The following is a 619-nucleotide window of genomic DNA, read 5'->3' as shown; positions in this document are numbered from 1 at the left end:
AATCCGCAAGGGCCTGCCGCTTGCCAACAGCGTCCCGCGCGTGCGCGGATACTAGGCATTCGTCATTTTTATTTCGGCACTGCGAGACAGAGATTTTATAAAAAGATCAATCAATCCAATTCTTTGAATGACTGAATTGGCAAAATCTTCGCAGCGCGTCGAGAAATGCGATTTCTGTTTCCTGCGCAAGGTCGGCAAATTGAGAATTGCTAATTGCCAAGCGGATTTCATAGCGGATCACTCCCGTCCCTATGATGCAAAACAGCCGCATTAACGACAGGCCGCGCTGCGAAAAAATGCACGGCTCTTCTCAGACCAACAGGATATTCAGACATGAAACGACTGCTTCTTACCGCTACCGCCCTCGCCCTGATGGCCCAGGTAGCCTCCGCCGAAACGCTGGTGGTATCCAGCTGGGGCGGCAGCTTTCGCGACCTGATCCAGGACACGATCGCCAAGAAATTCACCGAGGAAACCGGCGTCGACGTCGAGTTCATCACCGGCGGCACGATCGACCGTCTGAACCAGGCCAAGCTCAACAAGGACACGCCCGAAAGCGACGTCACCTTCACCACCTCGCATATCGGCTGGCTCTATCGCAATGACGGGCTGTTCGAGG

1 pseudogene is annotated in these 619 nt (G+C 54.3%); it reads left to right on the top strand.

The features are described from left to right. Window positions 1-333: 333 nt before the first annotated feature. A pseudogene (locus MD273_RS18635) lies at window positions 334-619 on the top strand (ABC transporter substrate-binding protein); the annotation flags it as partial.

This window comes from Marinobacter sp. C7, from assembly GCF_022343555.1.
GTDB lineage: Bacteria > Pseudomonadota > Gammaproteobacteria > Pseudomonadales > Oleiphilaceae > Marinobacter.
Note: the sequence above shows the minus strand (reverse complement) of the source record. Positions and strands in the feature narration are given on the sequence as shown.